The following is a 24,077-nucleotide window of genomic DNA, read 5'->3' on the forward strand; positions in this document are numbered from 1 at the left end:
AGGAAAGTCAATGAAATCAACGGTCTACCCAGACCACCCCCGCGCCAGTGCTAGCTTTGCGTACCGTCACTTATTGCACTGAAAACGAGGAGACCCCAATTCTTGCGTCAGCAGAAGTATCATTGACATGATGACAAACTTAAGCGTTAAGAATCAGTAGAACAACCCGACGCAGCCTGACTTTTCCGCAACGAATTTCAGAAGTAGATTGCCGACTGGGTAGCCGGTTGCTTTCACTTCAATAACCACCTGACGCCATTTGTACTGGCCAGTAGAGTTGCCCGCCTCCGACACCGAGGAGATCGCCACCAGCCGAGGGGACGAAAACTTGCCAAAAAACTTGCTTGAGGCAAGTCCCAAAACCTTCGCATCGTTCGTCGAACTCAAGCACCGTATTTCCGACCACGTCTTGCTGTCATCCTGATTAAAGGCCTCGATCAGTCGGTATGAGTTGTTCAGGAGGACTTCAGTACCCGGTGGGACCTGGGTGCTGGTAGCAACTGGTGTGGATGCGCATCCGGCGCCCAGCACGGAGGCGAGTAAGACGGCTTAAGGGCGGCGATGACGCTGTTTCATAGATATTTCGGGCTGACCAGGCGTTAGAAAAAATAGCATAAACACGATGTGTTGTACTAACTACTGTTAGGATAACGACTAAATTTGACATTTTCAAGCGCGGGCTGTCGAAAATCGTAGGTCAAAATTTCGCCCGCCAATTGCCTAAGTGATTGATTTTTATAAATTTCTTGTCAAACAACTCTGAATTTTTCTCACTTAATGCTGAACTCCGACCAAGACGCGCAGGAGCACTTGATGAACGAAAACAACTCGGCCGACAGTGAGGGGCGGGTACACACGTTCACGGTCACAGCCGACCCAGACCCGATGGTGAGGCCGCTACCTATGACACTCGACCAGGCGCTAGACTACCTGCACCACGGCGTGCTTGTTGCGCCGTCTCCCGAGTTTCCGGACGCCGTCAACACCCGACTGGCCAGTGCGGCCCAGACCGCTGCGCGCCAGTGCGCCAAAGTGCCGGCAGCGGCCACCCAGCGCGTGCTGAACCTGCTCGATGTCGCCGTGAAAGCGCCCACGCAAGTCCAGAGGGTGGCCTGGCACCGGCGCGCAGCGGACGCCCTGTCCAGCGCTTTCGCGCCGCACGCGGCCTGCCGTGCCGGCTGCAGCCATTGCTGCCACATTCCGGTGAAGATCAGCGCAGTGGAGGCGCGCGCACTGGGCAAGGCCATCGGCCGCGCTCCGGTGCCGCTGGCTGAGCACCAGCCCGCGTCCGTGACAGGCTATAACTCGCCCTGCCCTTTTCTGGCTGGCGGACGTTGCAGCATCTACGCCGAGCGCCCGGCTGTCTGCCGCAGCCACCTCAATATGGACGAAGACGCCCTGCTCTGTGAGCTTTTGCCCTCCGGCGCCGAGGTGCCGGTGCCCTACGTGGACACACGGCCGCTCATGGCGGTTGCGGTACTGATCGCCGGCGAGCCCAGGGCCGCCGCCGACCTGCGCCAGTGGTTCCCCGAACACCTGTTGGGCCAGCGCCCGCGTCGAGCAGTCCCCTGCCCTCCTCCATTCAAAATCCAGGATGAAAACCATGCCTGAAAGCTACGACCCTATCGATCCGAGCCAGGAGCCGGCCCGATCCGTCCATGTCGCCACCCAGCTGGAGACACCACCCCCATCTGCCAGCAACCCTGCCCTGCCCGAAAAACCAAAGCGCGGCCGCCCACCAGGAGCCGCCAGCAAAACCATGCACGGCGAGTTCGCCGCTGGGCTGGATGCAGGCGTCAAGCATTTGACCGTTGAAGACTTTTCGTTTGTCCGTGGGGTCATCTCAGGGATGACGCCGGCTGAGTCGTACAAGCGCTTCTATGCCAACGTCCACTTCGACGCAAAGGGCAACCCTGTTGTTCCGCACGGCCACACCATCAATGCGAAGTACGAGGACCTCAAGAACAGGATTCTGAAGGCCGCAGGACTCTCGCCGGATCCCAGTGCCAGGACGTTGAGTGCGGATGCCCTGACAGCGCCTACAGCGGCTGAATCGCAGGCTGAAGATGCAACCAGGGTGAAGGCGATCATCTCTTTCGAAGAGTGGTATGACACCATTGACCCAGACCTATACCGCCAAAAAGAGTTGGCCGAGCGGTATGAAGAACACCTCAAGGAGCTTGCTGATGGTTCTGAGCCGCTGCCCGCGGATACAGCAGTCATCCAAAAGTACGTCAGCGTTGGCGAAAAAGTCCGAGCCATCAACGCGCTCCAAAGCTTACTGGCTCGGGAGCCTGACGATGGAGATCCAATCTCCGGCTGGCTTGGTGCAACGATTGCGGCAACGCTTCAGAGCCAAGGTCTCGTTACTCTCAGCCAGCTTAGCGCCCATATTTCCAAGCATGGTCGGTTTTGGCACAGAACCGTCAAAGGCCTTGGGCCAGGCCGAGCTGGGCGCATCGTCAGCTGGATCGAGTCTCATCCAACCCTGCGCACACCCATCACACGGGCGGCATCTAACTGGCGCCCTACCCCACCGCTGCAAACAGGCATAAAAGCTCTTGAAAGAGCTTCCAAGGTACTCACCCTGGTGATGCAGCCTGATGGTGTATCCGCCCCGGACAAGGCGACCCTGACGCGTCAGGAAGGCTTCGCTCCGTTCGAACTCATCTCCGTTCCCAGCCAGTTCGACGGCCGGAATGGCATTTTTAGGCCACACGTTCCAAATCTTTGGGGGGCCAAGGACGACCTTCACGCCGTCCAAATCTGGCTCAACACCTACCAGGTCGCCGGCAGGGATCGGACCGTAGACGCCTACCGTCGTGAAGTTGAACGGTTCCTCGGGTGGCTTTACTACGAACGTAAAACCGCGTTGTCCTCTGTTTCACTTAGCGAGGCGCTGGCGTATCAGTCGTTTCTTGGATACATACCTGCGAAAAACATATCGACCAAACGCGTTGCTCGTGAAGATCCCCGCTGGGCGCCCTTTCGTGGCCAGCTCTCCAAGCGTTCGCAGAATTACGCACTGAAAGTCCTTAAGATCCTCTTTTCTTCGCTTATGAAGGCTTCCTACGTCACAGGAAACCCTTTCGCCGATGTCAAGCCAAGTCCCGACCCAGGTGGTGACAAGGCGTTTGATGCGACCCGTAGCCTCAATTCCAGCGACCTCATCATTGTTAGAGACGCCCTTGAGGAACTGCCCGGTCTAGAGTCAGACAATCTTGGGGAGCGGGCAAAGGCCAAACGTACACGCCTCATCCTTCACCTTCTACTGACGACAGGGATGAGGCGTGAAGAGCTTTCCACCACCACGATGAGCCAAGTGACCAATGCTTTGGTGAACGGGAGCAGCGATCAGATGATGTTCAAGCTGGTTGGCAAGGGTCAGAAAGAGCGCCGGGTTCCAGTGAGCAAGAAGTTGCTAAACATGATCAAAGATCACCACGATGACTGGAAGCTGCTGCATAGCGACCAGGCAGATAGGCTAGCGCGCTTTGAGGCAGATCCGCCCCTTGTCGCTGCACTCGAATCGCCGGTGCGCTCTGATACCCGCGAAATCACGAACGACACAGTTCTGAAAAATGACAACTCAGCCTTGAGTGCCGCAGGAATTTATCAAACCCTCAAGTCTTTCTTCCGAGCGCTCGCCAAAAAACAGCAGGATCCGATTGCCAGGGCCCGAATCAGTCGTGTCAGCACCCATTGGATGCGCCACACTTTTGCGCATGAAGTGCTGCGCACAGCCGATTCAAGATTTGCCCTCAAGCTGGCTCAGGAGCTGTTGGGGCACGCATCCATCAACACCACGTCTGGGTACATCGACCAGGATGACTCGGCCAAGGTCAATGCTGTAAAACTGGTGGACCCACTCGCCTTCAACGAAGCTTAAATCGGTTTAAGAATTCAGCCAACGACATCAAAATACCGGGCGCTGTGGGCGCCGAGCGTCGACAGGGACTTAGGTCTGTTTCTGCTGGGTTTCACATGACCCCTGCCGACCCTCGAGTTGGGCGCTCCGGCGCATCAACGGGCAGCGCACGAAAGTTTCAGCGCTGAAACTCTCAAGCCAAAACCTTTAGTGTTGCCAAAAAGCCAATTTTGTTCTTGTTTTGCTATCGATTAGCATTTTTTGCTTGAATATTCATTTAATCTGAATAAACTTCTTGTTGTAAACGCCACTCAAGGGCGTTTCAAGGTTTCAGCGCTGAAACTCTGACCAACAAAGGAAGGATGCATATGACTGCAAAGGTAGTGACGGTATTCAACCAAAAAGGGGGTTGTGGCAAGACCACGCTCACCATGAGCCTGGCCGGCGCCATGGGGCTTCGGGGCTTCAAGGTCCTCCTGGTGGACATGGACCCCCAGGGAACCGCCGTGCGCTGGGCTGCCGGCGCGACTGATGAGAACCCGTTCCCAGCGTCCGTGATGAGCTTGTCCCCCATGGAAGGCAAGATGCACAAGGAAGTGCGGAACCACATGGATGCTTACGACGTCATCCTGATCGACTGCCCGCCCTCAATGAATTCCGCCGCGCCGAGCTCTGCGATGCTGATTTCGGATCTGGCCCTCATCCCGGTGGTCCCCAGCCCGGCCGATGTCTGGGCGGCTCAATCTGCCAAAAAACTTACCGAAGCAGCTCAGGCGACCAATGAGACGCTGCAAGCCTTCGTGGTCGCGAACATGGTTCAAAGCAGGACATCGCTGGCAAATGACCTGCTGGCTGTCCTCGATGACGACAAGGAAATCCCCCTTTTGAAGAACATGTTGGCCACCAGGACAGCATTTCGTGAGGCCCAGATCCTGGGCACCACCGTGCACAGCGTCCCCCGGGCACAGGCTGCCATCGACGAGGTCGAAGCAATGACCGATAACATTTTGCAGCTGCTGATGCTGCCAGCCCGCAAGAAGAAAGGAGTTCCAGCATGAGTGCAACCGCCACAAAGACCCCCAGCAAGACCCAAAAGGTCGATCGCCAGGCCTTGATGCGCAGATCACTGGCCGAGGAGCAGGCGGTCGTGAAGGACCGCTTTGCCAAGGCAGACGAAGTGCTGGACGATCGCCCAAAAGGCCTGGCTGAGCCGGCAACACCCGCAGCCGCTCCAGTTACGCGTAGTTTCAGCGCTGAAACTCCAGTATTGCCGGCCGCCACGCTGGGCGGCCGCGTGCTGATCAAGGTTGCGTTGAACCGAATCCACGAGAACCCCTACAACGCCCGCTTCATTTATAGCCAGGAAAAGATCCGCGAACGTGCCGAATCTTTAAAGAAAAATGGCCAGATGGTGGCCGCCAAGGCCGTTCCGCACCCAACGATTCCCGGCGACTACATCGTCATCGACGGACTTTATCGGAAGAAGGGCGCGGTCGAGGCGAACATCACCGAGATGGAACTGGACGTTATCCCGCCGATGGCCAACGTCGAGATGTACATGATGAGCTGGCGCATCAACGAGGAGCGCGCAGGCCAGACCACCCTCGACAACGCCTTCGCCTGGAAGAAGCTGATTGACGACAAGGTGGTCGACAGCGAGGTCGAGATCGCGACCATGCTGGGCATGTCCAAGGCAACGATCAACAAGACCCTCGCCCTGATGGATCTGCCCAAATCCGTCGTTGAACGCATGAGCACGGCGCCGGACAAGTTCGGGGTGTCGACCGGGTATGAGATTGCCATGCTGAACAAGAAACTGCAGGAACCCGAGTTGCTGGCCTTGGTCGACAAGGTGATCAACGAAGACCTGACTTCACGGCAAGTGGCTGCGCTGCGCGAGCGCACGGAAGGGGCGGGCACGCCCCGCCGCAAGAAAGAAAACTCGCGTCAGTACAAGATCCGCTCCGGAGATGTGCAGATCGGCTCGCTCAAGGAGTGGGACAACGGTCGTGTCGCATTCGAGGTCAGCTTCACGGATCCGAAGGAGCGCGCCGCCCTGGTGACCGAGCTGCGTACCCGCTTCGGCCTGAACGAGTAAACCTAAATTCAGTGGCGGGGCTGTGCAGCCCCTGGGGCATCGTGCAATGCGAGGTGCCCCCTGAGACGCTCAACCGTCCAACCTGACCGATTTCCCTCATCCGGCGCCTGATTTGCATACTGCTCAGCCAGGCGCCGTGCTTCTTTGGCACCACCGCCGGCAGCCGCAACTTCCTCAAACAGTGCACTTGGGATGGTGACCGAGGTTCTGGCGCCGGCGACCACGACATAGACCCGCCGGGCAGCGCCGGCCTGGCGCCGCGGCTTGCCCAGACGGCCCTGGCTTTGCGCCTTTTCAATCCCCTGGGCGACCGCGGACTCGATCACGGCCTGCAGATCCACCGGAGCGACCGGTGCCGCTACCATGCCGAGGATTTGCGCAACCCGCTCACGGTGCTCGGCCGCGAAAGCGCCGATCGCCTGGTCATCAGCGCCGGACTGGACCAGCCCGCGCAGGGCAGAGCCGACCAGCGCATTGAGCTTAAACTGTGGAGAGTCGTCGTTCACGCAGACAGTGTACAGGCTGAGCAACGCGTGTGAAAAGCATACGCACATACTCTTTCCAGATATGCAGCAGCTCGTTTTGGGGCCTGATTCACTGTTTTCCCCTGGACTGCACACCGCATGCTGGCGTGAAAGTATGCAGAACTGACGGTTTTCAGCCTTGAAGGTGGGGGCCGGCTCTCGGTATTGGCTCCCGATCTCCATATTGAAGACAAAACCGACGGTTTGCGGCCCACATTGCAGCCAATTACTGCAGTTCCGGGCATTTTCGAGCAGCCCTGTTCCGTTGGTTTCAAGTCATTCCGTAAACATTCAAGAGTTTCACGGGCTTTTTGCTCAATAAAATCAAGGACTTATCGAACAAATCCGACCGAATTGCATACTTTGTGTGGCGTCGGCATGCAAAAGCTAACCAAAATGCATACTCACGAAGGCATCCCTGGTGGCTGAAGGCAGCAGTTCTGCATACTTTCACCAGGCCGGAAGTGATGATGGCAACACACTGCCGGCTATTGCCATCGGTTATTATTGCGATGTGAAAGATGACCCCGATCCTGCCACCATACCCGAACTGGACCCACCGGCAGAGGACGGCCGGCTTTTCGACATGCGGCACCACGAGGCTGATCAGCCCTCGCTTTTCCCGCCTGGCGACCTGCACATCCCCGAGACGCTCAACACCTTCCGCAAGCCGGTAGCCATCTTGCATGCGGTGCCTTCGCGCGCCGAGCATGCCCAGAACCTGAACAGCCGGCGCCTGTTCGATGCCTGCATTCTGGTGGCCCAACTCGATTATCGCAAGCGCGATCGCTTGCAGCTTACCCAGATGCAGCAGGAGCGGAGCTCACCGTTGTTCGAGGTCAGCATCACTGACCTGGCCCGCCTGGCCAACATCCCAGGCAAGAACTACGAACGAATCTACAAGGATCTGGACAAGCTGTTCGAGATGGTTCTCAAGTGGAACGTGGTGGGGGAGGACAACACCACGACCTGGGAGTTCAAGAGCCATTTCCTGTCGTCTCTGGGTTATGGGCGCAACCACCGGCGTGGCCAGATCCGCTTTTCCATCGACCCGGCCATCCTGGAGATCGTGCTGGAACCGACCATCTGGGCCAGGTTGAGCCTGCAGGCAATGGAAAGCCTGAGCACGGCCGCCAGCTACGCGCTGTACCAGAACTGCTGGCGGTACATCGGCACCCAGGCCAAGGTGACGGCACCGCTGCCGACCCACACCTGGATAGAGCTGCTGGTCGGCCCGTCCCGGTTCGTCAAGGAGGAAAAGGACGGCAGCAAGCGAGCCACGGGCTATGGCGACTTCAAGCGGCGAATTCTCCTGGATGCCATCCGGCGGGTGAACGAGTCGCCGGCGCTGAACCACACCCTCAAACTGCTCGAGCTTTTCAACGGGAAACGCGTCACCAGGCTGCAGTTCAAGTTCATCCCCAAGTCCCAGGCCTCGCTGGGGCTGCCGCTCACCTGGTCAGAAGACCTGCTCAAGACACTCAAATCGCTGGGCTTTACCGACCAGGAGATCGAGAACATGAGCCAGGCCCACTCATATGAAGTGGTGACCGAGTCGCTGAACCGGCTGAAATCGGCCGAGGACCGGCTCAAGGCGTCCGGCAAGCCGATCACCAGCCACAAGGCCTACTTTGGGGGGATCCTCTCCAACATGGCGGGCGGCGCCGGCGCGGATGATTTGCTGGACGACAAGCTTGAGGAAGAGGCACGCGCAGCCGAGGCACAGCGCCTGGCCTTGGAACGCAGCGATCGCATGAAGACCGAATTTGCCCGGTTCCAGGCCGAAACCTTTGCCACCAGGCTGTTTTCCTTGCCCGAGCCGGCGCGCCAGGAGCTGCTAGATGCCATGGAAAATGGTGAGATGGGCGCCCGGGTGCGGCTGCTGCTGGATAAGGGCTGGACGCCAAAGAACGTCGGCGCGCTGTCCTTGCTGAGAACCTGGCTTGGGCAGGAAAAGCCCGAAGGACTGGCCCATCTGCTCATTCATCCCGAGGAGCAGAGCTTTGAGGCCTGGATGATGTGGCGCCTGGAGGCGGCCCAATCGGCCGGCGGCGCTACTCCTGCTTGATGTAGCCGGTGAAGTCCCAGTGTTGAATTCCACCCAGAATTGACCCCTTACGGGCAGTTATTTTCATTGAAATTTGACCCCTGTTAGAAAGTCTGTGCATGCCAAGTTATGCACAGGAGACAGGAGTGATCAAAGTGGGAACATTAGCCAAGATAAGGCGTTTGTACTTTCGCGACAAACAGTCGATTAAAGAGATTTGCAGACAAACGGGTATGTCCCGCAACACCGTCAGGTCGTGGCTTCGCGACCCCGAGATGGTCGAGCCCAAATACCCGGCACGCGTGGTCGTGAGCAAACTGGACGCGTACACCGAGACTTTAAGTTTGTGGCTAAAGGCCGATAGCGGGCGCGGCAAGCGCGAGCGGCGCACCAAGGGGCAGATGTGGCAGGCGCTGTGTGAATTGGGCTACACCGGCAGCTACGGCCGCGTCTGCGCATTTGCCAGACTGTGGAAGATCCAGGAAGGACTGGCCGCTGCCAAGGGGGCTTTCATTCCGCTCAAGTTCAGGCAGGGCGAAGCCTTCCAGTTTGACTGGAGCACCGAGTACACCTTTATCGGCGGGATCAGGCGTCGCGTCGAGCTGGCACACACCAAGCTGTGCGCCAGCCGTGCATTCTGGCTGGTGGCCTACCCCGGGCAAGGCCACGAAATGCTGTTTGACGCGCACGCCAGAGCGTTCGAAGCTTTCGGCGGTGTACCGCAGCGCGGCATTTACGACAACATGAAAACCGCTGTCGATCAGGTGCTGGCAGGCAAAAAGCGAAAGATCAACGCCCGCTTTGAAGCCATGACGGGTCACTATCTGTTCGAGCCCGAGTTCTGTAATGTTGCCAGCGGCTGGGAGAAAGGCATCGTGGAGAAGAACGTGCGCGACCGGCGCACCAGCATCTGGCACCGCGCCAAAGACAAGCGATGGGCCGATTGGGCAGAACTCAACGCGTGGCTGGCAGAGCAAAGCAAGGCCGCATGGGCTGAGCTCAATCACCCAGAGTACCCCGCGATGAAAGTGGCCGACGTACTGCAAGACGAGCAAACCCAACTGATGCCTGTACCACGCCCCTTCGACGGCTATGTGGAATTGCTGGCGCGGGTCTCCAGCACCAGCTTGATTCATCTGGAGCGTAACCGCTACAGCGTTCCCACTGAGCACGCCAACAGTGTCGTCAGCCTTCGCATCTACCATGACCATATTGCCGCCGTGGCCGATGGCGTGCGGGTGGCAGCGCACCAGCGCTGCTTTGATCGCAGTCAAACCCTCTACGACTGGCAACACTACATCAGCCTGCTCGAACGCAAGCCCGGTGGGCTGCGCAACGGCGCACCGTTTGAGACCATGCCTGCGGCGTTCAAGCAACTGCAAGCGATTCTTATGCGCAAATCTGGCGGTGATGCGGTCATGGCGCAAGTCCTGGCTGCCGTACCGGTGCACGGACTTGATGCGGTACTCGTCGCTGCCGAGTTGGCGCTGGAATCTGGCAAGCCCAGTGGTGAGCATGTCTTGAACGTGTTGGCACGCCTTAAAAGCAATACGCCAGCAGCCAACTTGGGCGAGGCCATGGCGCTTGAGCTGGCGCATCTGCCGTTAAAGCTGCACGTTGAGCCCACAGCCAATGTGGCCCGCTATGACGGCTTGCGCCAGTCAGTCGTCCCATCTGCGGCAAATGAGGTCCAACCATGAGCGCGCAAATCATCAGCAGTTTGAAGGGTTCTGTTGCAGTAAACATAAACGACAATCCGAGCCATGCTTGATTTCCGCAAGAGTTTGATCGACAGCTCCCTGAAGAAGGTCTTGAAACGACTTCACTACCCATTGGAAGTCATGCTCACGTGCGTGCGCTGGTATGTTGCCTACCCGCTGAGTCTGCGCCACGTCGAGGAAATGATGCGGGAGCGCGGCGTATTTGTCGACCACACCACGGTGCATCGATGGGCAATCAAAATGTTACCGGTGTTGGCCGCTGTTTTCCGGCGGCGCAAACGACCCGTTGGTCTGAGTTGGCGGATGGACGAGACCTATATCAAAGTAGCCGGTCAGAGGAAGTACCTCTACCGCGCGGTTGACCGCGCAGGCGATACGGTTGACTTTCTTCTCACGGCCAAGCGCGATTTGGCTGCTGCCCGACGGTTTCTGGAGCGCGCCATCAACCTGCACGATGTGCCAGAGAAGATCACCATTGACAAGAGCGGCGCCAACACGGCGGCCATTGAGAGCGTCAAGGCCGACGGCTGCGTTGATATCCTGATGCGTCAAAACAAGTACCTCAACAACATCGTTGAACAAGACCCCCGTGCCATCAAAAGGGTTACGCGACCGATGCTCGGATTCAAGTCCTTTTGGAGCGCTCGAATCGTCATCGCCGGAATCGAGACCATGCACATGATTCGCAAGGGGCAGCTGAACTGTCCCGCCGGATCAACCGAGTCCGCAGCTGTCCAGTTCTATGGACTGGCATTCTGATCAGATGAACGCCAACTGGCTTCTTCGCGACCGCCAGTCATTAATGCAACAAAACCCTTTTATCGAGCTGCAGACGTGGACCGTATTACGGAGTCGCTGCAAAAGAACGACCAGGACGATCCTGCAAACGGTTTCGTCAAAAACGGGCGCGTTGTCCTGATCAACGGCGGAACTCGCCTGCGTGGCGCCCGAAGTGGGGGGCGCCCCGAATTGATCGTCCGGATCGTCGCCGAGCCAGCGAGCAGGCGAGAGCTCTACAAGGAATCGGCCAGGCTCAATGATGAGCGAACTGACCACACCGCGCTCGACACCGCCTATCGCATCACCTGCCTGATAAACGAGGGGGTGTATGGCACACAGGAGGAGGCCGGCAAGGACTTGACGCAGCGCGACGGTTCGCCGATGACCAAGTCCCAAGTGAATATGCTGTTTCGCATCGGAAAAATTCCTGAGCGCTTGATGCGGAAAATGGCTGACCATGACCAAACAAGCGCCTTCACCATAGCCTATGAAATCAGCGCGATCTTCGTGCAACCAGACTTCGCCGAACGGGAAACGGAGTACGAGATCCTGGCCACTGAGATCATTGACGAGGTCCAGGCAAAGGATATGAGCAAGACGCAAGTCCAGGCGCTCATCAAGTCCAAGCTGGAAGGCCCGAAAACTCGTCAGCGCGCGGAGTCGAGCAGCATCAGCTACGCCGGCGCCAAGGGAATCATCAAGGTCTTTCCCGCCAGGGGCCAGCTGGACCTGAGCATGAAAGGGCTCTCGCCTGCAAAGTGCGAAGAGCTCAAGAGTTTGATTGAAAAGGCCTGCTCAGGGCAGTATGAACTGGGCCCTGCGTCCTGATCGACGGGTTGAATTCCCTAAAATCGGCGAATTTAGGAAAATTTCTCTCGCTGAAATGAGCGGCTTATCTGCTATTAGCGATTGAACACGGGAAACCTAATTCCAGTTAATCATCTCTAGCAATTACGCCACTTTCAAAGGTAGTGTGCGCTTACATTTAACAAAACGTGTTGATGCGCTAATAGTTAGGACCAAGGAAACACCCGTGGTTTCGTGTTGCTCCGCTAATAGTTTTCGGCCCAATCCCACCGGGAAAGGTCTACAACCGCAGGGAACAGCGTGTTGTACCACTATGCCAGCGCTCAGCACTGATCAAAGCTCGACCGCCGTGTTGTTCCGCTATGGGTTGGCGATGGTGGCACGGCGCCTGGCGTGTTGCTCCGCTAATAGTTGAAGCGGCAAACGCACCATTTCGCTGTCAAACCTCGGCCGCACTGGTCAAGGTCCGTGTTGAAGCGCTAATAGTGAGGTCGATCTGGCAAACGTGTTGCTGCGCTAGTAACCTCTCTTGCAGCGAGTTGACCAGAAATCGTGTTGCTCCGCTAATACCTGCGGGCTGTGGATAACTAGGTCGCAAGGCATAGCGGTGTGTCACACCGCTAATAGCGGAAGGACACACCGCTAATAGCGCAGCGCCATTCCGCTAATAGCGCTTGAACAGAGAAAACCCTCTGCAACCCGCACCAGTGCTAGCTTTCAAGAGGCGCAAGTCTTCTGAAGTCTATCTTTAATCTTCTTTAAGTCCGAAGCGCTGTGCATAACCAACCGCCGCAGGCCAAACGAAAATCTATTTTTTGAAAACATGAATTCGGGAGCGGGTACCAAAACCGTGTTGCTCCGCTAATAGTTGGCCTTGACGCATATCCGCAATGACAATCTAATCGTCCAAACTTCCACAAGGTTGCTATGTACAAAGCTACCCAGCCGATGCAAAAGCTTGATTTCACAGATCTTGAGATCCTTGGTAAGACCAAGAAGCTCCCAAGGGTAGTCAAGGCACCAGAACCACCATTGTCGGCGGGCGCACGGCAAACCCGGATCACCAGCTCTCTTGAGAAGATTAAAGATCGCACAACCCAAGCGCTGATTCGCAAGGGAGCAGAAATTGAAGGACGGGTGCTTCAGGCAGTTCTGCCGATGTGGGACGATGAGAACCGGGGCGTTCCCAACCCCTTCATCCGCTCCGGCCTCTTCAGCGTTAAGAACACGGAAAACCGTGAGTTCATGCAGAAGATGCCCATTGCATCACTCTCCAACTACCAAGTCACTTACACGGGGCAGGATCTCCAACAGGACGATCTAAGCGTTTGGATGAGCCTGATCAATCTCGCGCGGGACCAACCGATGTCCGACCAGATCCTGTTCTCAGGGTATCAGTTGGTGAAGGACCTGGGATGGCGAATGCACTCGGAGTCTTACAAAAGGGCCCAGGAGTCAATACAGCGCCTCAAGGTAACCGGTATCGAGATCAGCACCAACAATAAAGACAACGCCTACAGCGGTTCGTTAATTCGAGACTTTGCATGGCAGGCCATCGATGCGAAAGGTAATGCGCGCTGGATGGTCCGGTTTGAGCCGAGGGTGTCTATCCTCTTTATGGAGGACACTACAACCCTGCTCGAATGGGAAACTCGGAAAAAAATCGGGACACGGGCAACAGTTGCCCAGTGGCTGCACTCTTTTTATTCGTCACACCGGGACCCGATCCCGCTCAAAGTCGAAAAACTCTACGAGTTGTGCAGATCCGGTGACTCATTGAGCAGTTTCAGGCGCAACATCAAAAATGCGCTGAACAAGTTGGTGGACGTCGAGTTCTTGACGCACTACACCATCGTCAACGACACGGTGAATGTCCAGAAGAAGCTCCGGCCGAAACTCGTACGCGCAAAATAGCTGGCGGTTAGCTCGCACCGAATAGGGCAGGGCATAAAGAAAAAAGGGGCCAGGTCATCAATGACCGGCCCCTTTTTCATGTGCGCCCAGCATGGGCGCACTCCCGGAGGTGCAAGTCCTCCCGCGAGCTGGTCACAGTGAGCGAAGTGAAGCGCAACTGCATGAGGGCGACCGAGTGTGGGAAGGAAGCGTGGAACGTAAATCATGAGCCGATGGACAAGAACCAGATAGAAGGCGTTGCCGACCAAGGCGATAGTCCCGGGCGAACTGTACGCGCGCGGGACTTCCGGCAAAAGTATCTGGATGTGTTCAAGGATGTCGCGCCTTGAACCCGGTTGACCTTGCTTTACGTCGGTACAGCGGCATTCGTGGCCAATGCAGCCTTCCAGTTATTCTTTGGTGAGAACGCCTGCCAGTGATCAATCTCCGCGACCAGATCGCCTCCAGAGTCAGGCCAGTACTCGGCTGCCATGCAACTCGAATAGACCGACAGAATCTCCTGGAACTTCTTGGCGCCATTGTTCATGAAGCTCTCGCCGCCGGTGATGACATGGATCGAATGCGGCTCATCACTTTCAGCAGCAATGAATTCGAACGGCTTTGCGCTAGCTGAACCCTCATAAAGGGAGCGCCCGAAGGTATACATGAACGCCTGGAAGTCGTAGCCCATGTCGTTCGCATCGCGCAAGAACGCTGAGCTGGTGGCGTGCCGGGTGGTCTTCAAATCGAAGCTGATATCCGGGTGGTACAGATCGAACCGAACCTTGAGCATCAGTCCGGTGGTCGGCTCCTGAAAATAGATGCTCACCTCCGCCTGCCCCTCCGCGAGAAAATCACCAAAGAAGCGACCGCGAACACGGCGATATTTGATTTTCTCGGCAAGGAGGAGGCCCTTGCGAAACGTGGGTTCGTCAATTACCAGGCGTGCCGGATTCGCGGCCTCAAAGGCCTTGTAATCCTTGTTGCGTGCATCCGCCAGTCCAGGAAAGACAGCAATCTCGTTGCCCACCTGTTGAGGCTCCAGCACGAGCGCATGAACGAGGCTTCCGAAATCTTTCGCTTTGCTTGATGAATGCAAATTCAGAAGGCTGGCCTGGAAATGCGCCGGCGAAATCAGAAGTGGCTTGAGCATGCTGCAGCTCAGAACCTCGCGGTCCGCATGGTACGCATGAGAGGTCATGTCGGCGTACATGCGGCTGAAGGGGGTAGCTCCTGCCGTCACGTTGAGACTCAGCTCGTCTGTCGTGCCAAACAGTGCCGCGGATGAAGTGAGGTCGAATACTTTGTTCATGTCTTGGTTGCTCCATTGATGGGCTTGATCTATGAAACCACGGACGCACCATCTGTCAAGACGCTCGATGGGTGTGAAAGGCCTCAAATATCGGAACAAAGCGGAAAATTCGTGCGTTGAGCGGGGTTGACGGTGCCGCTTCGCGTGATAGCTTTAACGTAAGGACAGCCGCTACTTTAAGAATCAAGAAAATGACCCCAGAAAAATTGACTAACTCCGCTGAAATCGACTTCAATCCTGAGCTTTTGCCTGAGACGTGGAGGGCTGCGCTCCAGACTGCCATCAAGTGCACCGATGAGGCTGCGATCTGGAAAATCATGAATGCCCAGCAACTCAACGCGGAAGCGCATGAGGAATTGGTCAACAGCATCAGCCGGCTGCACTACAGGCACAGGAACATCGATGTGTATTGCGAATTGTTCATGATGCCCGTTATCGTTCCCTCGGAGTGCGAACTCATCAACGAACCTCTCGTCTGGAAATCGGCGCGGGACACTATCAAGTCGGCCCTGAACAACTGGTTCGGGAAAAAGACCCGGATCGTCATCTTCGAGGGAGTCCTGCCGATGGACTGGATAACCACCTGGCGCCCTCGAGTGATTCGGCAACACCTCCAGAGGTTGGTTCCGGAGTCATCGAGGCAGGCGACTGAGTTCCCCGCAACGACCATTGAGCTGCCAGAACGGGCCCCTCGCCTCGGGTTCGTCCTTATCGCCTGCCAAAAGCAAGGGGAGTGGCCGGAGATACCGGAACTGAATTCATTGATGGACAAGCGTCTCAAGGACGTTGTCCGTTCATCTTTGTACTTAGCAGCCTCGCCGGCCGAGGCAATGGCTCCCTACGCTCCGCACGGTGGCTCGCGAGACTTTGAGGGCGAGCCGTTAGTCCTGGCCCCTGAACGGGTCCAGTTCGCTATTACGGATGGCATCGTCCTTTGGCTGATGAAACTCCACGCAATGTTCCCGGTTCTCGGATGGACCGTCTCGCAATCCATCGCCGCGTCGGACGTGGTGAAGTTCACCCTCCACTTGGCTGACTCCGCTGTTCGGCTTACCCAGTTCACGGTTCGGATGCACCAGATTGGCATGCAGGGGTTGAACGACATCACCATTGGCCTGGCAGGAATTGCTCCAAACATGGAAACGCCAGCTGACATGAGCAAAGACCAGTACCTCGCCATGCAAACACCCTCAGCGGTTGCTTGACAACGACCCCTTTCATGTTGAGATAGTCCCAACTATTCGCAACGCGCGCTCTTGGCGCATTTTTCCTGGAGAGTCAAATGGACATGAAATCACTAAGCATTGGCCCGTTCAACGAGGGGTTCATTCGCGTGGCTACGACCAGCGATCCCGCCTCCACCGAAACGAAGTTCACGGGCGAGATCGAAATACTGGCGCGCCACCATACTCGCCTTCCTAGTGAAATCGACGGCGAGCGCATGCGCCTGGCCAGTCACCCCGCAGGCAAGATGTTGCTTGAACGCGAGGCTGCGAACAAGGCCGCAGGGAAGTTGGTTGAGGTGCCGATTCGGATGTTTTTCAACAAAACAGCCAACGCATTGACTGTGAAGTATCAGGCGTTCGACGGGGAAGGTCGGCCGGTCTGTGTCGGTGATGGCTGCAATGCAAGGCGCACCTCACTTATCGAGGGTAATCAGCCTGTAACTGTGGACGCGCCATGCGCCGGCTCGGAGGATTGCGAGTTTGCTCAGTCCGGGGTTGTTTCTTGCAGACGCCAAGTCAAGATGCCGGTCCAGATCAAAGGGCAGGCGAACGCGCTCAGCGTCTTCGAGGTTCGAACCTCGTCGTTCAATGCCTACAAGACGCTCCGTGCCCAGCTGGAGCTCATCGAAAGCCGTTTTGGAGGCCTCCGTCATGTGCCCATCAAGCTCTCGCTCTGGCAAGCCAGCAACGAGGCAAGCTCGTTCGAGCCATTCGATGTCTTCAAACTCTCCTTGGATGGGAACTCGGAAGTCGAAGTGATGCGACAGGCGAAGAAGGAACGTGACGAAGAAAAAGAATGCGGCCTCGTTTCCGATCAAGACGCTATTTACGAGAAGCTCCAAAACGGCGATGCCGACAGCAAGCTCTCGCTGGCATTCGACGACTTCAATGAAATTTCAGATTTTTACGCCCCCGTTGCCATCCCCAAGGCGGAGCGGCGGAAGGGGAGCCAGTCGGTCTCCTCGCCGCTGACTAAGAGGCACGCGCGCAGTTCTGCGCCCCACTTAGCCGCCGATTTGATCTCGGCCTCCCTTGCGCAGGCTGGACTCGCACCGGCAGCGGAACAATCAACACCTACTCAATAGACTATGAGCGACCCAAACATCACGCGCCTAGTAGTGGGCCCGACAATGACACTCGCTATGGGTGTCCCAGTCGGCCAGGCGGTCACGCAAACCGACCTGTCTAAAACCCTACGCTGGAAGGACGGCCATTGGCAGAATTCCGCAAGCATTATAAAAAAGGCGCGCCAGTTCACCTTCCTGCCTGTGGATGTTCTCGAAATATCGGCGACCAGGCGAGCGAGTACCTTCCGGCACTTGCGCGCATACGCGCTGCCAGTTGCGGCGGTAGTCATCTTCTTGGGGACGGCGCTGGGCTTCGTCCTCCAGCAGCGCGATAGCGCGGAAGACATACCGGTAGCGACTTCCATCGCGCCTGCAGAGACACCCGTGGCGGTCAGGTCCGTGGATGCGCCTTACCCCTTGCCAGGCGCCTCGCCATCGGCACCGCTTCCGGGTAATAGCCAGTTGGAGGAAGAAAGTAGCGCGCGTGAGCTTGCGCCACCAGTGCCCAGCGCAAAGGGACCGGTGCAGGTACCGTCTGCCCCGCTGCCCACTGTGACTTCAGCCAAGGCCCCCGCATTGCCCGCCGTGCGACCGACCCAGCAAGCGGCACCAGTCGTCCCATCCCACAAGCAGGCGCCTGCCGTAGTGCCAAAGGAGGATGCCAAGGACGAAAAGGCCCGTCCTGCAGTGATCTTGGACGCGGATGTTCCATTCGCGAAGGCAAAGCTGCCCGAGGCGGTCTCGCAGCAAAAGGCCACTGCTCCACCACCGGCCTTAGGGCAGCTACCAAAGCCGCAGGCTTCCACAAGCGGATCTAGCAGCGTAAGCAGCGGCCTTGTCGCCTTGACTCAGGACGGCAAGTTCGCTCTTTTTACGAATGTGAAGACCCGGCTGCCTGAGAAGTTTGCCGTGGGCGACAGGCTCCCCACGGGCGAAGTTCTGAAGGCAATCGACAGAGTCAATGGCAAGGTCCAAACGGACGCAAAAGAATACAGGCTGGAATGAACATGACCGACGAAACCATAATTATCGATCCCGTTGGGATGAATATCATCAACCGACTTGCACCCGGGAGCAAGTTCATCGGGCAACTGGAAAGCGAAGGCGGACTTCTCATCGAGGGAACTATTGTCGGCAATGTGCTGGTAAGTGGCGGGCCGCTCGTTCTCATGGAGCATGGAAGCATCACAGGTGATGTGACGTGCGAAGACGATGCCTACCTGTTCGGCAAAATCCATCCAGCCGAGGGCAAGGACCACAGCGAACTGATCGCGGGTGGCGCTGTTTTCATGGCGCAAACATTGGAGGCTCGCGCGAACATCACCGCCGGCGCTATCAAAACCTATGACGGCGCTCAGGTCGACGGGCGCATCCGCACGGTCCGCCGCGCCAAAGCAAAGCTCCCGGACGCAGGTTGACGCGCATGAAGAGTGTTGTGGTCAGCCATCGGTGGATTGCCCAGGTCCTGAAGCAACGCGGAATCCCTGTACCGGACTTGAAGGAATTGGAGGGCGCGGTTGCGCAGTGCACCGAGGAAATCCGCGCGCGGCTTCTAAACGTCGTAACTCTTATCGAACGAGGGACAGAAGAGGCAGGTGACATCGAATGGGTACGAGTGGCCCTCAAGGCGCCGGGACAGAAGGCTCGTAAAGTTTCGCCTGATCTTGAGCAGACGCCTCTCGTGGTGAGTGCGGCGCCGGTTCCGTCCCATGCAACCGAGCCACGGCCTGACCGTCCCCAGTTTCTGGAAAACGGCCAGCTGGACGACGCTGGAAGCGGCACCGCGGTGCCGGCGAAGCGTGTAAAGCACCACATCTACGCATCAAAAGCCGCGTTGACCATCGAGCTCGACACGTTGAGACAACAGCCCGGCGAAGAGGATGTGGTGCGTACAGTTCTTATTGAAGCGGCGGTGGCCACCGCTGGTCGCGGGTATGACTGGGAGCGGAAGATCCCGTTTCAACTCATGCGCCGTGAGCTGCCGATGGTAGCGGGCGCTCTCCTTGGGCTTCTCGACCGACCCTTGGCTATTGAAAATCATGGGCCTGAGCGGAATAAATCGATTTGGATTGAGCAACAAGGCAGCAAGTACTTTGTGAAGATCTCTCAGGGGGCCCGCACGATTGCCCTTCCAGTCGATTGCTCGGACGCGTATGCCTGGAATGCCATCGTGCTCCAGGCGCTTCAGCACAATGCTCCCTCACTGTCAGGCAGCCTGCAGCTGCGCCTGATTCACCGTGTAGCCGAAATGATGAACCACACCCCCACCAAATGAAGAAAATCCAACTAGCTGAGCTGGCGCGGCGGTTCCAAGGCCCAGTGCTCGCTGCCGCTGCCGGGGCCGCGATTGGTTACCTCTCCTGGGGGGAGGGGAGAACGCCCATTCTCGCGGCCCTGCTTCCCGTGGCTGTTGGCATTTCCGGTTCAAGGGCCCGAGCGTTCGCGCTCTCGATGGGATATGTGCTTGGAACTATGCGAGGACTGCCGGCGTTCGCCGCCGCATGGTTCGACAACAGTCTGATCATCGGATCGATGCTGTGGCTTCTGGTGGGACTGATCGCGGGCGCCGCATGGTCGCTTGCCTGGACCGCTGCAGAGGTGCCTTGGAGAAAGGCGCTTGCCGTCGCAGTAGCGTGGGTTGTGACTCTGCTTCCGCCGGTGGCGGCGTCATCGCCTGGGCATGCTGTTGTCGCTTGGGGGTACATCACACCCGGATGGGGGTGGATTGGCGTTGCGCTGAGCGTCCTTGTCCCTGCGGCCGTCATGGCGGTGGTCACGGCGAAGAGGTGGTCAATGGCCTACGTACGTGGCGCGGCCGTGGGGCTGGCCGGCGTCCTAGCTGTTGTGTCGCATTTCCACGATGAGATTGAAAACCGGTACGTCAATGACATGGTGGCCGTGAGCACCCGCTGGGGCGCGGCCTCAGATCCCTTCGAGATGCTCGATAGGGTAGAGCGGATGGGGAAAACGACACGGGCGCTGTCGGAAGAGAACGTCGCGTCAGTCGTCGTATTCCCGGAAAGTATCGTGCAGACCTATCACCCAACGCTCTATCCCATTCTCAAGGAAATCATCCTCGACGATGCGGCAAGGGCCGGCCAGACGGTGGTTATTGGGGCGGATTTGCCGACCGCTGACGGCAATTTCCAGACTGCAGCACTGGCCTTCTACCCTGATGGGAGCAGCGTGACCGCCTTGACGCGCCAACCGGTCCCGATAGCGCTGTGGAAACCGTGGGATTCGACGGGTAGCTTCCTTACGAACTGGCGGAGCAGCAACATCCTGCCCTTTCGCAGCGGCATCAAGGCGCGAGTGATATTTTGCTTTGAGGAGTACATGCCGATTCTGAGCCTCCTAAATGAGGCCCTTGACGATCATCAGATGGTGATCGTGCTGGCCAATACTTGGGCGTCCAGCAGCGCTGAAACGGCGGCCATCCAGTCCCGACACAGCGAGGGCATGGCTGTCTTGTTCGGGAAGCGACTCATCAAGGCAGAAAATAGGCCGAAAGTCGCCAAGGGGGAGCCTGAGAGGCGGTAGAGTTGTGGCTGTAAAAAGGCTAGTTCAATTCGCGAACCCGAAACAATGTGAGTGAGATCTTTGCAGGCGTCACGGTCAGCGGCGAGACGCGACTGATCGGCGAGGTGGCTCAAGGCGCTGCCTGTGGGTGCTTTTGTCGGGTTTGCGGCAGTCCTTTGGTGGCCAAGCAGGGGGAAGTACTCACGTGGCACTTTGCGCACGTTGCCAGACAGGAAAATCCCGAGTGCTATGCCGGCGCGCTAAATTTGATCCGCAGGCTCGCCATTGAGGACATTCTTGGCAAGGCGGTTCTGAAACTGCCTGAATGCCACGTCACGATTCGTCGCCCAAGCAGGCTGGGGCATTCTGATGCAAAGCTGGCCTGGCAGCCTGAATTCGAGCGATGGGTGGACTTCGCGATGGATGCACCGAAGGGGGCCACCGTTGCACGCATTCACCTGGTGGACGGGGAAATAGCTGAGCTTTCCGTAGAAGCCACTGAATCGCCGATTTCCGCGTTGCCGGTCGCGGTGGGCGACGCGGGAATGATCGTTTGCCGGTTCCCGATTCCAGCTCCCAAGCACCTTCGGACGTTCGAAGCGGCGATGGCGCAAATTCGCGCAACGGCTGCCTGGCAATGGATCCGCGTGCCGGCAGGCGCAGCACAGGTGAAGCGCGCAATTGAGCAACTTGATGCCCAAGATCGCCTTGAGGCGGCCAGGATCGACAAGCTAGCTCATCAGAGGGCGATCGAGGCGGGCAGCCGGTGGGCGGGCATAGCTAGGCGAAACCGTGCTGGAGAGGCTTTCCTGCGGCCTCGTCCAGCGTTCGGCCCCCCTCCCACCGGGGGCGGGGCAGAGGATGCTCTGCCCGGCCGTTCGCCGGGTTGCACGCTGACGTTCTACAGGCTCCCCGATTCAAAGTTGTGGGTACGCTACATGCGCTCTGATCGAAGGTATGTGGTCATCCCGTTTCCGGGTTACCAGTGGAACGGTTGGGAAAACGACCTTCCGCCGGCAGTGGGACGATACGACCCGGAGCTCAAGGCTTTCGTTTTGGATGACGTGTTCCGTGGCATGGAAGCTTTGGCCGCGCTTTCATCGACCGTGAAGTCTGGCCGAAGCTTGGCGGAGTTCACTTCAGACCCCTTTGAGAACTGAGGTGGGCTTTCAGGACTGGCGCGACTCGCGGGCAAGCCACTTTCTGACTGGTCGAGATCTGTTGCAGCGCGGCAGATCGGCTGCTAATATGCCATTGCCTCCTCACTTTGAGGACTCGCGTGCGCAATGCACGCCGCATTTCAACCCATACGGGGATTCACATCCCCTTGGGATTCGTGGGTCCCCGTTTTTCTTTTCAGAAAGACAAACCCATGACAGAAGTACTGGAACGGCCAATCGGCCAGGAATCGCCCGTCGTTCACGATCAGGGCGAGGACGTAAACATCGCTGTTGGCGAACTCATCTCCGGGTTCAACTACCGTCGCCGCCTCAACGCAGCGAAGGAAGCCTCGTTCGATGAGGACATCAAACGCAACGGGCAACTTCAGGGCCTGATCTTCAGGAAGCTCGAAACGGGGGGCCTTCAGATCCTTGCCGGGCATCGCCGTGCGATGTCGATCAGCCGCGTGTTTGGTCCGGAGTACCGGGTTTTTGGCAAGGCCAAGACGTACTCCAACGCCGAAGCCATCGCGGTGATGGTGAGCGAGAACTACAACCGCGAAGACCCCACCGCCATCGAAGACGCCGAAGCGGCGACCCGCCTCCTCGGTGAAATGAATGGCGACAAGGACGAAACCGCTCGCCGGCTCGGTTGGAAACGGCCGCTGCTCGATCGCCGACTGGCGATCATGAATGCGACGGACAGTGTGCGTGACGCCTTCATTGAAGAGAAGTTGCACCTTGGCCATGTCGAGATTCTTGCTGCCATGCCCCGCGAGGCGCAGGAAAAGGTACTCGTGAAGTTGCTGGCTGCGCCAGTGATGCCCACCGTAGAACAGCTGAAGGCCATGGCCGAACAGGTTCTGCTCGGGCTCGAGGCAGCGATCTTCGACAAGGCCGATTGCAATGGCTGCAAGTTCAATACTGGCAACCAGCAGGCCCTGTTCGACACGTCGTTTTCAGGTACCCGCTGCACAAACGGTGCTTGCTACGGTGAGAAGACCGAGAAGGAACTCGAAACGCGCCGCATGGCGTTGACCGAGACCTACCAGGTCGTGCGGATTGTCCGCCCAGGGGATAACTTGACGGTCAATCCCTTGCGCGCCGAAGGCAAGCTTGGCGTGGGTGCTGAACAGGCGCTCGCGTGTCGCACCTGTGCTGACTTTGGTGCCTGCATTTCAGGGGTACCGGACAAGCTGGGTATGAGCTTCAAGGATGTCTGCTTCAACAAGACGTGCCTTGACACCAAGGTCGGCATCCGTGCCGCGGCAGAGGAGGCCGCGCGGGAAGCTGCAGCTGCTTCGATCGAGAGCGCCGCAAGCGCTGCAATTGACGCAAGCGCCAAGACGGATCGCGCGCCGGGAAGCGCTGGTGAAGGCCAGGGTTCCAACGAGGATCGGAAGCAATCGCAGAAGACCAAAACGTCCACCGTGAAGGTCGCTGCTTCTTCTGAGCCGCGGAACGCAGTGAAGGAATTTCGCGAGAAGATCTGGCGCGGCGTATTCCATCGTGGAGCGTTGAAGTTGTCGGTGGAGAAAAGCCGAGCCTTGTTGCTCGCGCTGTGTCTCTACCGTCCGTCCACCCTCGACTCGCACGCAGCAGTGGAGGCGATTGAACGCGAAACGGGAATGGGAAGCGTTGGGAAACTTGATGCTTTCCAACTTACCAGCGAGATCCTGGCCATGGACGTTAAGGCCCTTGGCAGTGCGTTGTTTCAGATTCCAGCGGCGGTCACAACCAGCCTGGAGATCACGGCGGTTGTCGGATTTCTGAAGGCCTTGGGGATTCAGATCGAGAGCCACTGGAAGATCAACGCAGCGTTTTTTGATCTGCTGACCAAGACCGAAATCGACGCCGTGTGCATCGAACTCGGGATGGACAAGGCGGTTGGCAAGGAATATGCAAAGCTGAAGAACGGCGGCAAGGCCGACTTCATCAAGGCCATCATGGCGATTGAAGGTTTCGAGTATGTAGGGAAAATTCCGGCGTTCATGCGCTGGTAACTGCCCTCGCTTCGTACCAATCACACAAACCTTCGCGGGTGTTCTGCCCGGA

General features: G+C 57.7%; 20 protein-coding genes. 17 read left to right on the top strand and 3 right to left on the bottom strand.

All coding sequences use genetic code 11. From position 1 onward, the window contains the following. Positions 1–153 precede the first annotated feature (153 nt). Positions 154–387, bottom strand: a complete 234-nt coding sequence (locus B7X65_RS22265) for a hypothetical protein (RefSeq protein WP_293596439.1) — start codon at positions 385–387, stop codon at positions 154–156. Positions 388–813: 426 nt separating this feature from the next. Here B7X65_RS22265 and B7X65_RS22270 point away from each other — a divergent pair, with 426 nt between their 5' ends. The 4 genes from B7X65_RS22270 (at position 814) to B7X65_RS22285 (ending at position 5,966) form a co-directional block, all read left to right on the top strand. Beyond that, a complete protein-coding gene (locus B7X65_RS22270) occupies positions 814–1,611 on the top strand; it encodes a YkgJ family cysteine cluster protein (RefSeq protein WP_293596440.1) in 798 nt (265 codons plus the stop codon). Continuing rightward, a complete protein-coding gene (locus B7X65_RS22275) occupies positions 1,604–3,889 on the top strand; it encodes a phage integrase family protein (RefSeq protein WP_293596441.1) in 2,286 nt (761 codons plus the stop codon). The genes B7X65_RS22270 and B7X65_RS22275 overlap by 8 nt, the downstream gene beginning before the upstream one ends. Positions 3,890–4,236: 347 nt before the next feature. After that, positions 4,237–4,926 carry a ParA family partition ATPase gene (gene parA, locus B7X65_RS22280; RefSeq protein ID WP_293596442.1) on the top strand — a complete coding sequence of 230 codons (690 nt, stop codon included), beginning with the start codon at positions 4,237–4,239 and terminating at the stop codon, positions 4,924–4,926. After that, a complete protein-coding gene (locus B7X65_RS22285; protein WP_293596443.1) occupies positions 4,923–5,966 on the top strand; it encodes a ParB/RepB/Spo0J family partition protein in 1,044 nt (347 codons plus the stop codon). Before parA ends, B7X65_RS22285 begins: the two co-directional genes overlap by 4 nt. 8 nt (positions 5,967–5,974) lie before the next feature. Here the strand turns inward: B7X65_RS22285 and B7X65_RS22290 are convergent, their stop codons facing one another. Next, a complete protein-coding gene (locus B7X65_RS22290) occupies positions 5,975–6,472 on the bottom strand; it encodes a hypothetical protein (protein ID WP_293596444.1) in 498 nt (165 codons plus the stop codon). A 439-nt stretch (positions 6,473–6,911) separates the two neighbouring features. Here B7X65_RS22290 and B7X65_RS22295 point away from each other — a divergent pair, with 439 nt between their 5' ends. From B7X65_RS22295 to trfA, 5 genes are all read left to right on the top strand, one after another. Further along, positions 6,912–8,558: a replication initiation protein gene (locus B7X65_RS22295; protein WP_293596445.1), complete on the top strand. Its 1,647-nt coding sequence runs from the start codon at positions 6,912–6,914 to the stop codon at positions 8,556–8,558. A 134-nt stretch (positions 8,559–8,692) separates the two neighbouring features. Next, positions 8,693–10,237: an IS21 family transposase gene (istA, locus tag B7X65_RS22300; RefSeq protein ID WP_293596462.1), complete on the top strand. Its 1,545-nt coding sequence runs from the start codon at positions 8,693–8,695 to the stop codon at positions 10,235–10,237. 63 nt (positions 10,238–10,300) lie between these two features. Then, a complete protein-coding gene (locus B7X65_RS22305; protein ID WP_293596446.1) occupies positions 10,301–11,017 on the top strand; it encodes an IS6 family transposase in 717 nt (238 codons plus the stop codon). Positions 11,018–11,092: 75 nt separating this feature from the next. Further along, positions 11,093–11,866 carry a chromosome partitioning protein ParB gene (locus B7X65_RS22310; RefSeq protein WP_293596447.1) on the top strand — a complete coding sequence of 258 codons (774 nt, stop codon included), beginning with the start codon at positions 11,093–11,095 and terminating at the stop codon, positions 11,864–11,866. 906 nt (positions 11,867–12,772) lie between these two features. Further along, the gene (gene trfA, locus B7X65_RS22315; RefSeq protein WP_293596448.1) at positions 12,773–13,759 is read left to right on the top strand and encodes a plasmid replication initiator TrfA; all 987 of its coding nucleotides are present in this window, start codon (positions 12,773–12,775) and stop codon (positions 13,757–13,759) included. Between the two features lie 346 nt (positions 13,760–14,105). On the opposite strand, the gene B7X65_RS22320 is transcribed toward trfA, so the two are convergent. Beyond that, positions 14,106–15,050: a PD-(D/E)XK nuclease-like domain-containing protein gene (locus tag B7X65_RS22320; protein WP_293596449.1), complete on the bottom strand. Its 945-nt coding sequence runs from the start codon at positions 15,048–15,050 to the stop codon at positions 14,106–14,108. Positions 15,051–15,241: 191 nt separating this feature from the next. On the opposite strand from B7X65_RS22320, the gene B7X65_RS22325 reads away from it, so the two are divergent. The 8 genes from B7X65_RS22325 (at position 15,242) to B7X65_RS22360 (ending at position 24,025) form a co-directional block, all read left to right on the top strand. Further along, positions 15,242–16,255 (top strand): hypothetical protein, encoded by a 1,014-nt coding sequence (locus B7X65_RS22325; protein WP_096670115.1) that lies wholly within the window; start codon positions 15,242–15,244, stop codon positions 16,253–16,255. Between the two features lie 77 nt (positions 16,256–16,332). Further along, on the top strand, positions 16,333–17,361 hold the full coding sequence (locus B7X65_RS22330; RefSeq protein WP_293596450.1) for a hypothetical protein: 1,029 nt from the start codon (positions 16,333–16,335) through the stop codon (positions 17,359–17,361). 3 nt (positions 17,362–17,364) lie between these two features. Next, positions 17,365–18,348 (top strand): hypothetical protein, encoded by a 984-nt coding sequence (locus B7X65_RS22335; protein WP_176491397.1) that lies wholly within the window; start codon positions 17,365–17,367, stop codon positions 18,346–18,348. A gap of 2 nt (positions 18,349–18,350) precedes the next feature. Further along, positions 18,351–18,761 carry a polymer-forming cytoskeletal protein gene (locus B7X65_RS22340; protein WP_096670190.1) on the top strand — a complete coding sequence of 137 codons (411 nt, stop codon included), beginning with the start codon at positions 18,351–18,353 and terminating at the stop codon, positions 18,759–18,761. A 5-nt stretch (positions 18,762–18,766) separates the two neighbouring features. Continuing rightward, the gene (locus B7X65_RS22345) at positions 18,767–19,618 is read left to right on the top strand and encodes a hypothetical protein (RefSeq protein ID WP_096670121.1); all 852 of its coding nucleotides are present in this window, start codon (positions 18,767–18,769) and stop codon (positions 19,616–19,618) included. Then, complete coding sequence (locus tag B7X65_RS22350) at positions 19,615–20,883, top strand: conjugal transfer protein TraB (protein ID WP_293596451.1); 1,269 nt, start codon at positions 19,615–19,617, stop codon at positions 20,881–20,883. The genes B7X65_RS22345 and B7X65_RS22350 overlap by 4 nt, the downstream gene beginning before the upstream one ends. Before the next feature lie 47 nt (positions 20,884–20,930). Further along, positions 20,931–22,022: a competence protein CoiA family protein gene (locus B7X65_RS22355; protein WP_293596452.1), complete on the top strand. Its 1,092-nt coding sequence runs from the start codon at positions 20,931–20,933 to the stop codon at positions 22,020–22,022. A 212-nt stretch (positions 22,023–22,234) separates the two neighbouring features. Next, complete coding sequence (locus tag B7X65_RS22360; protein WP_293596453.1) at positions 22,235–24,025, top strand: PRTRC system ParB family protein; 1,791 nt, start codon at positions 22,235–22,237, stop codon at positions 24,023–24,025. Positions 24,026–24,077: the final 52 nt, after the last annotated feature.

It is taken from the genome of Polaromonas sp. 39-63-25 (genome assembly GCF_002278925.1).
Taxonomy (GTDB): domain Bacteria; phylum Pseudomonadota; class Gammaproteobacteria; order Burkholderiales; family Burkholderiaceae_C; genus Polaromonas.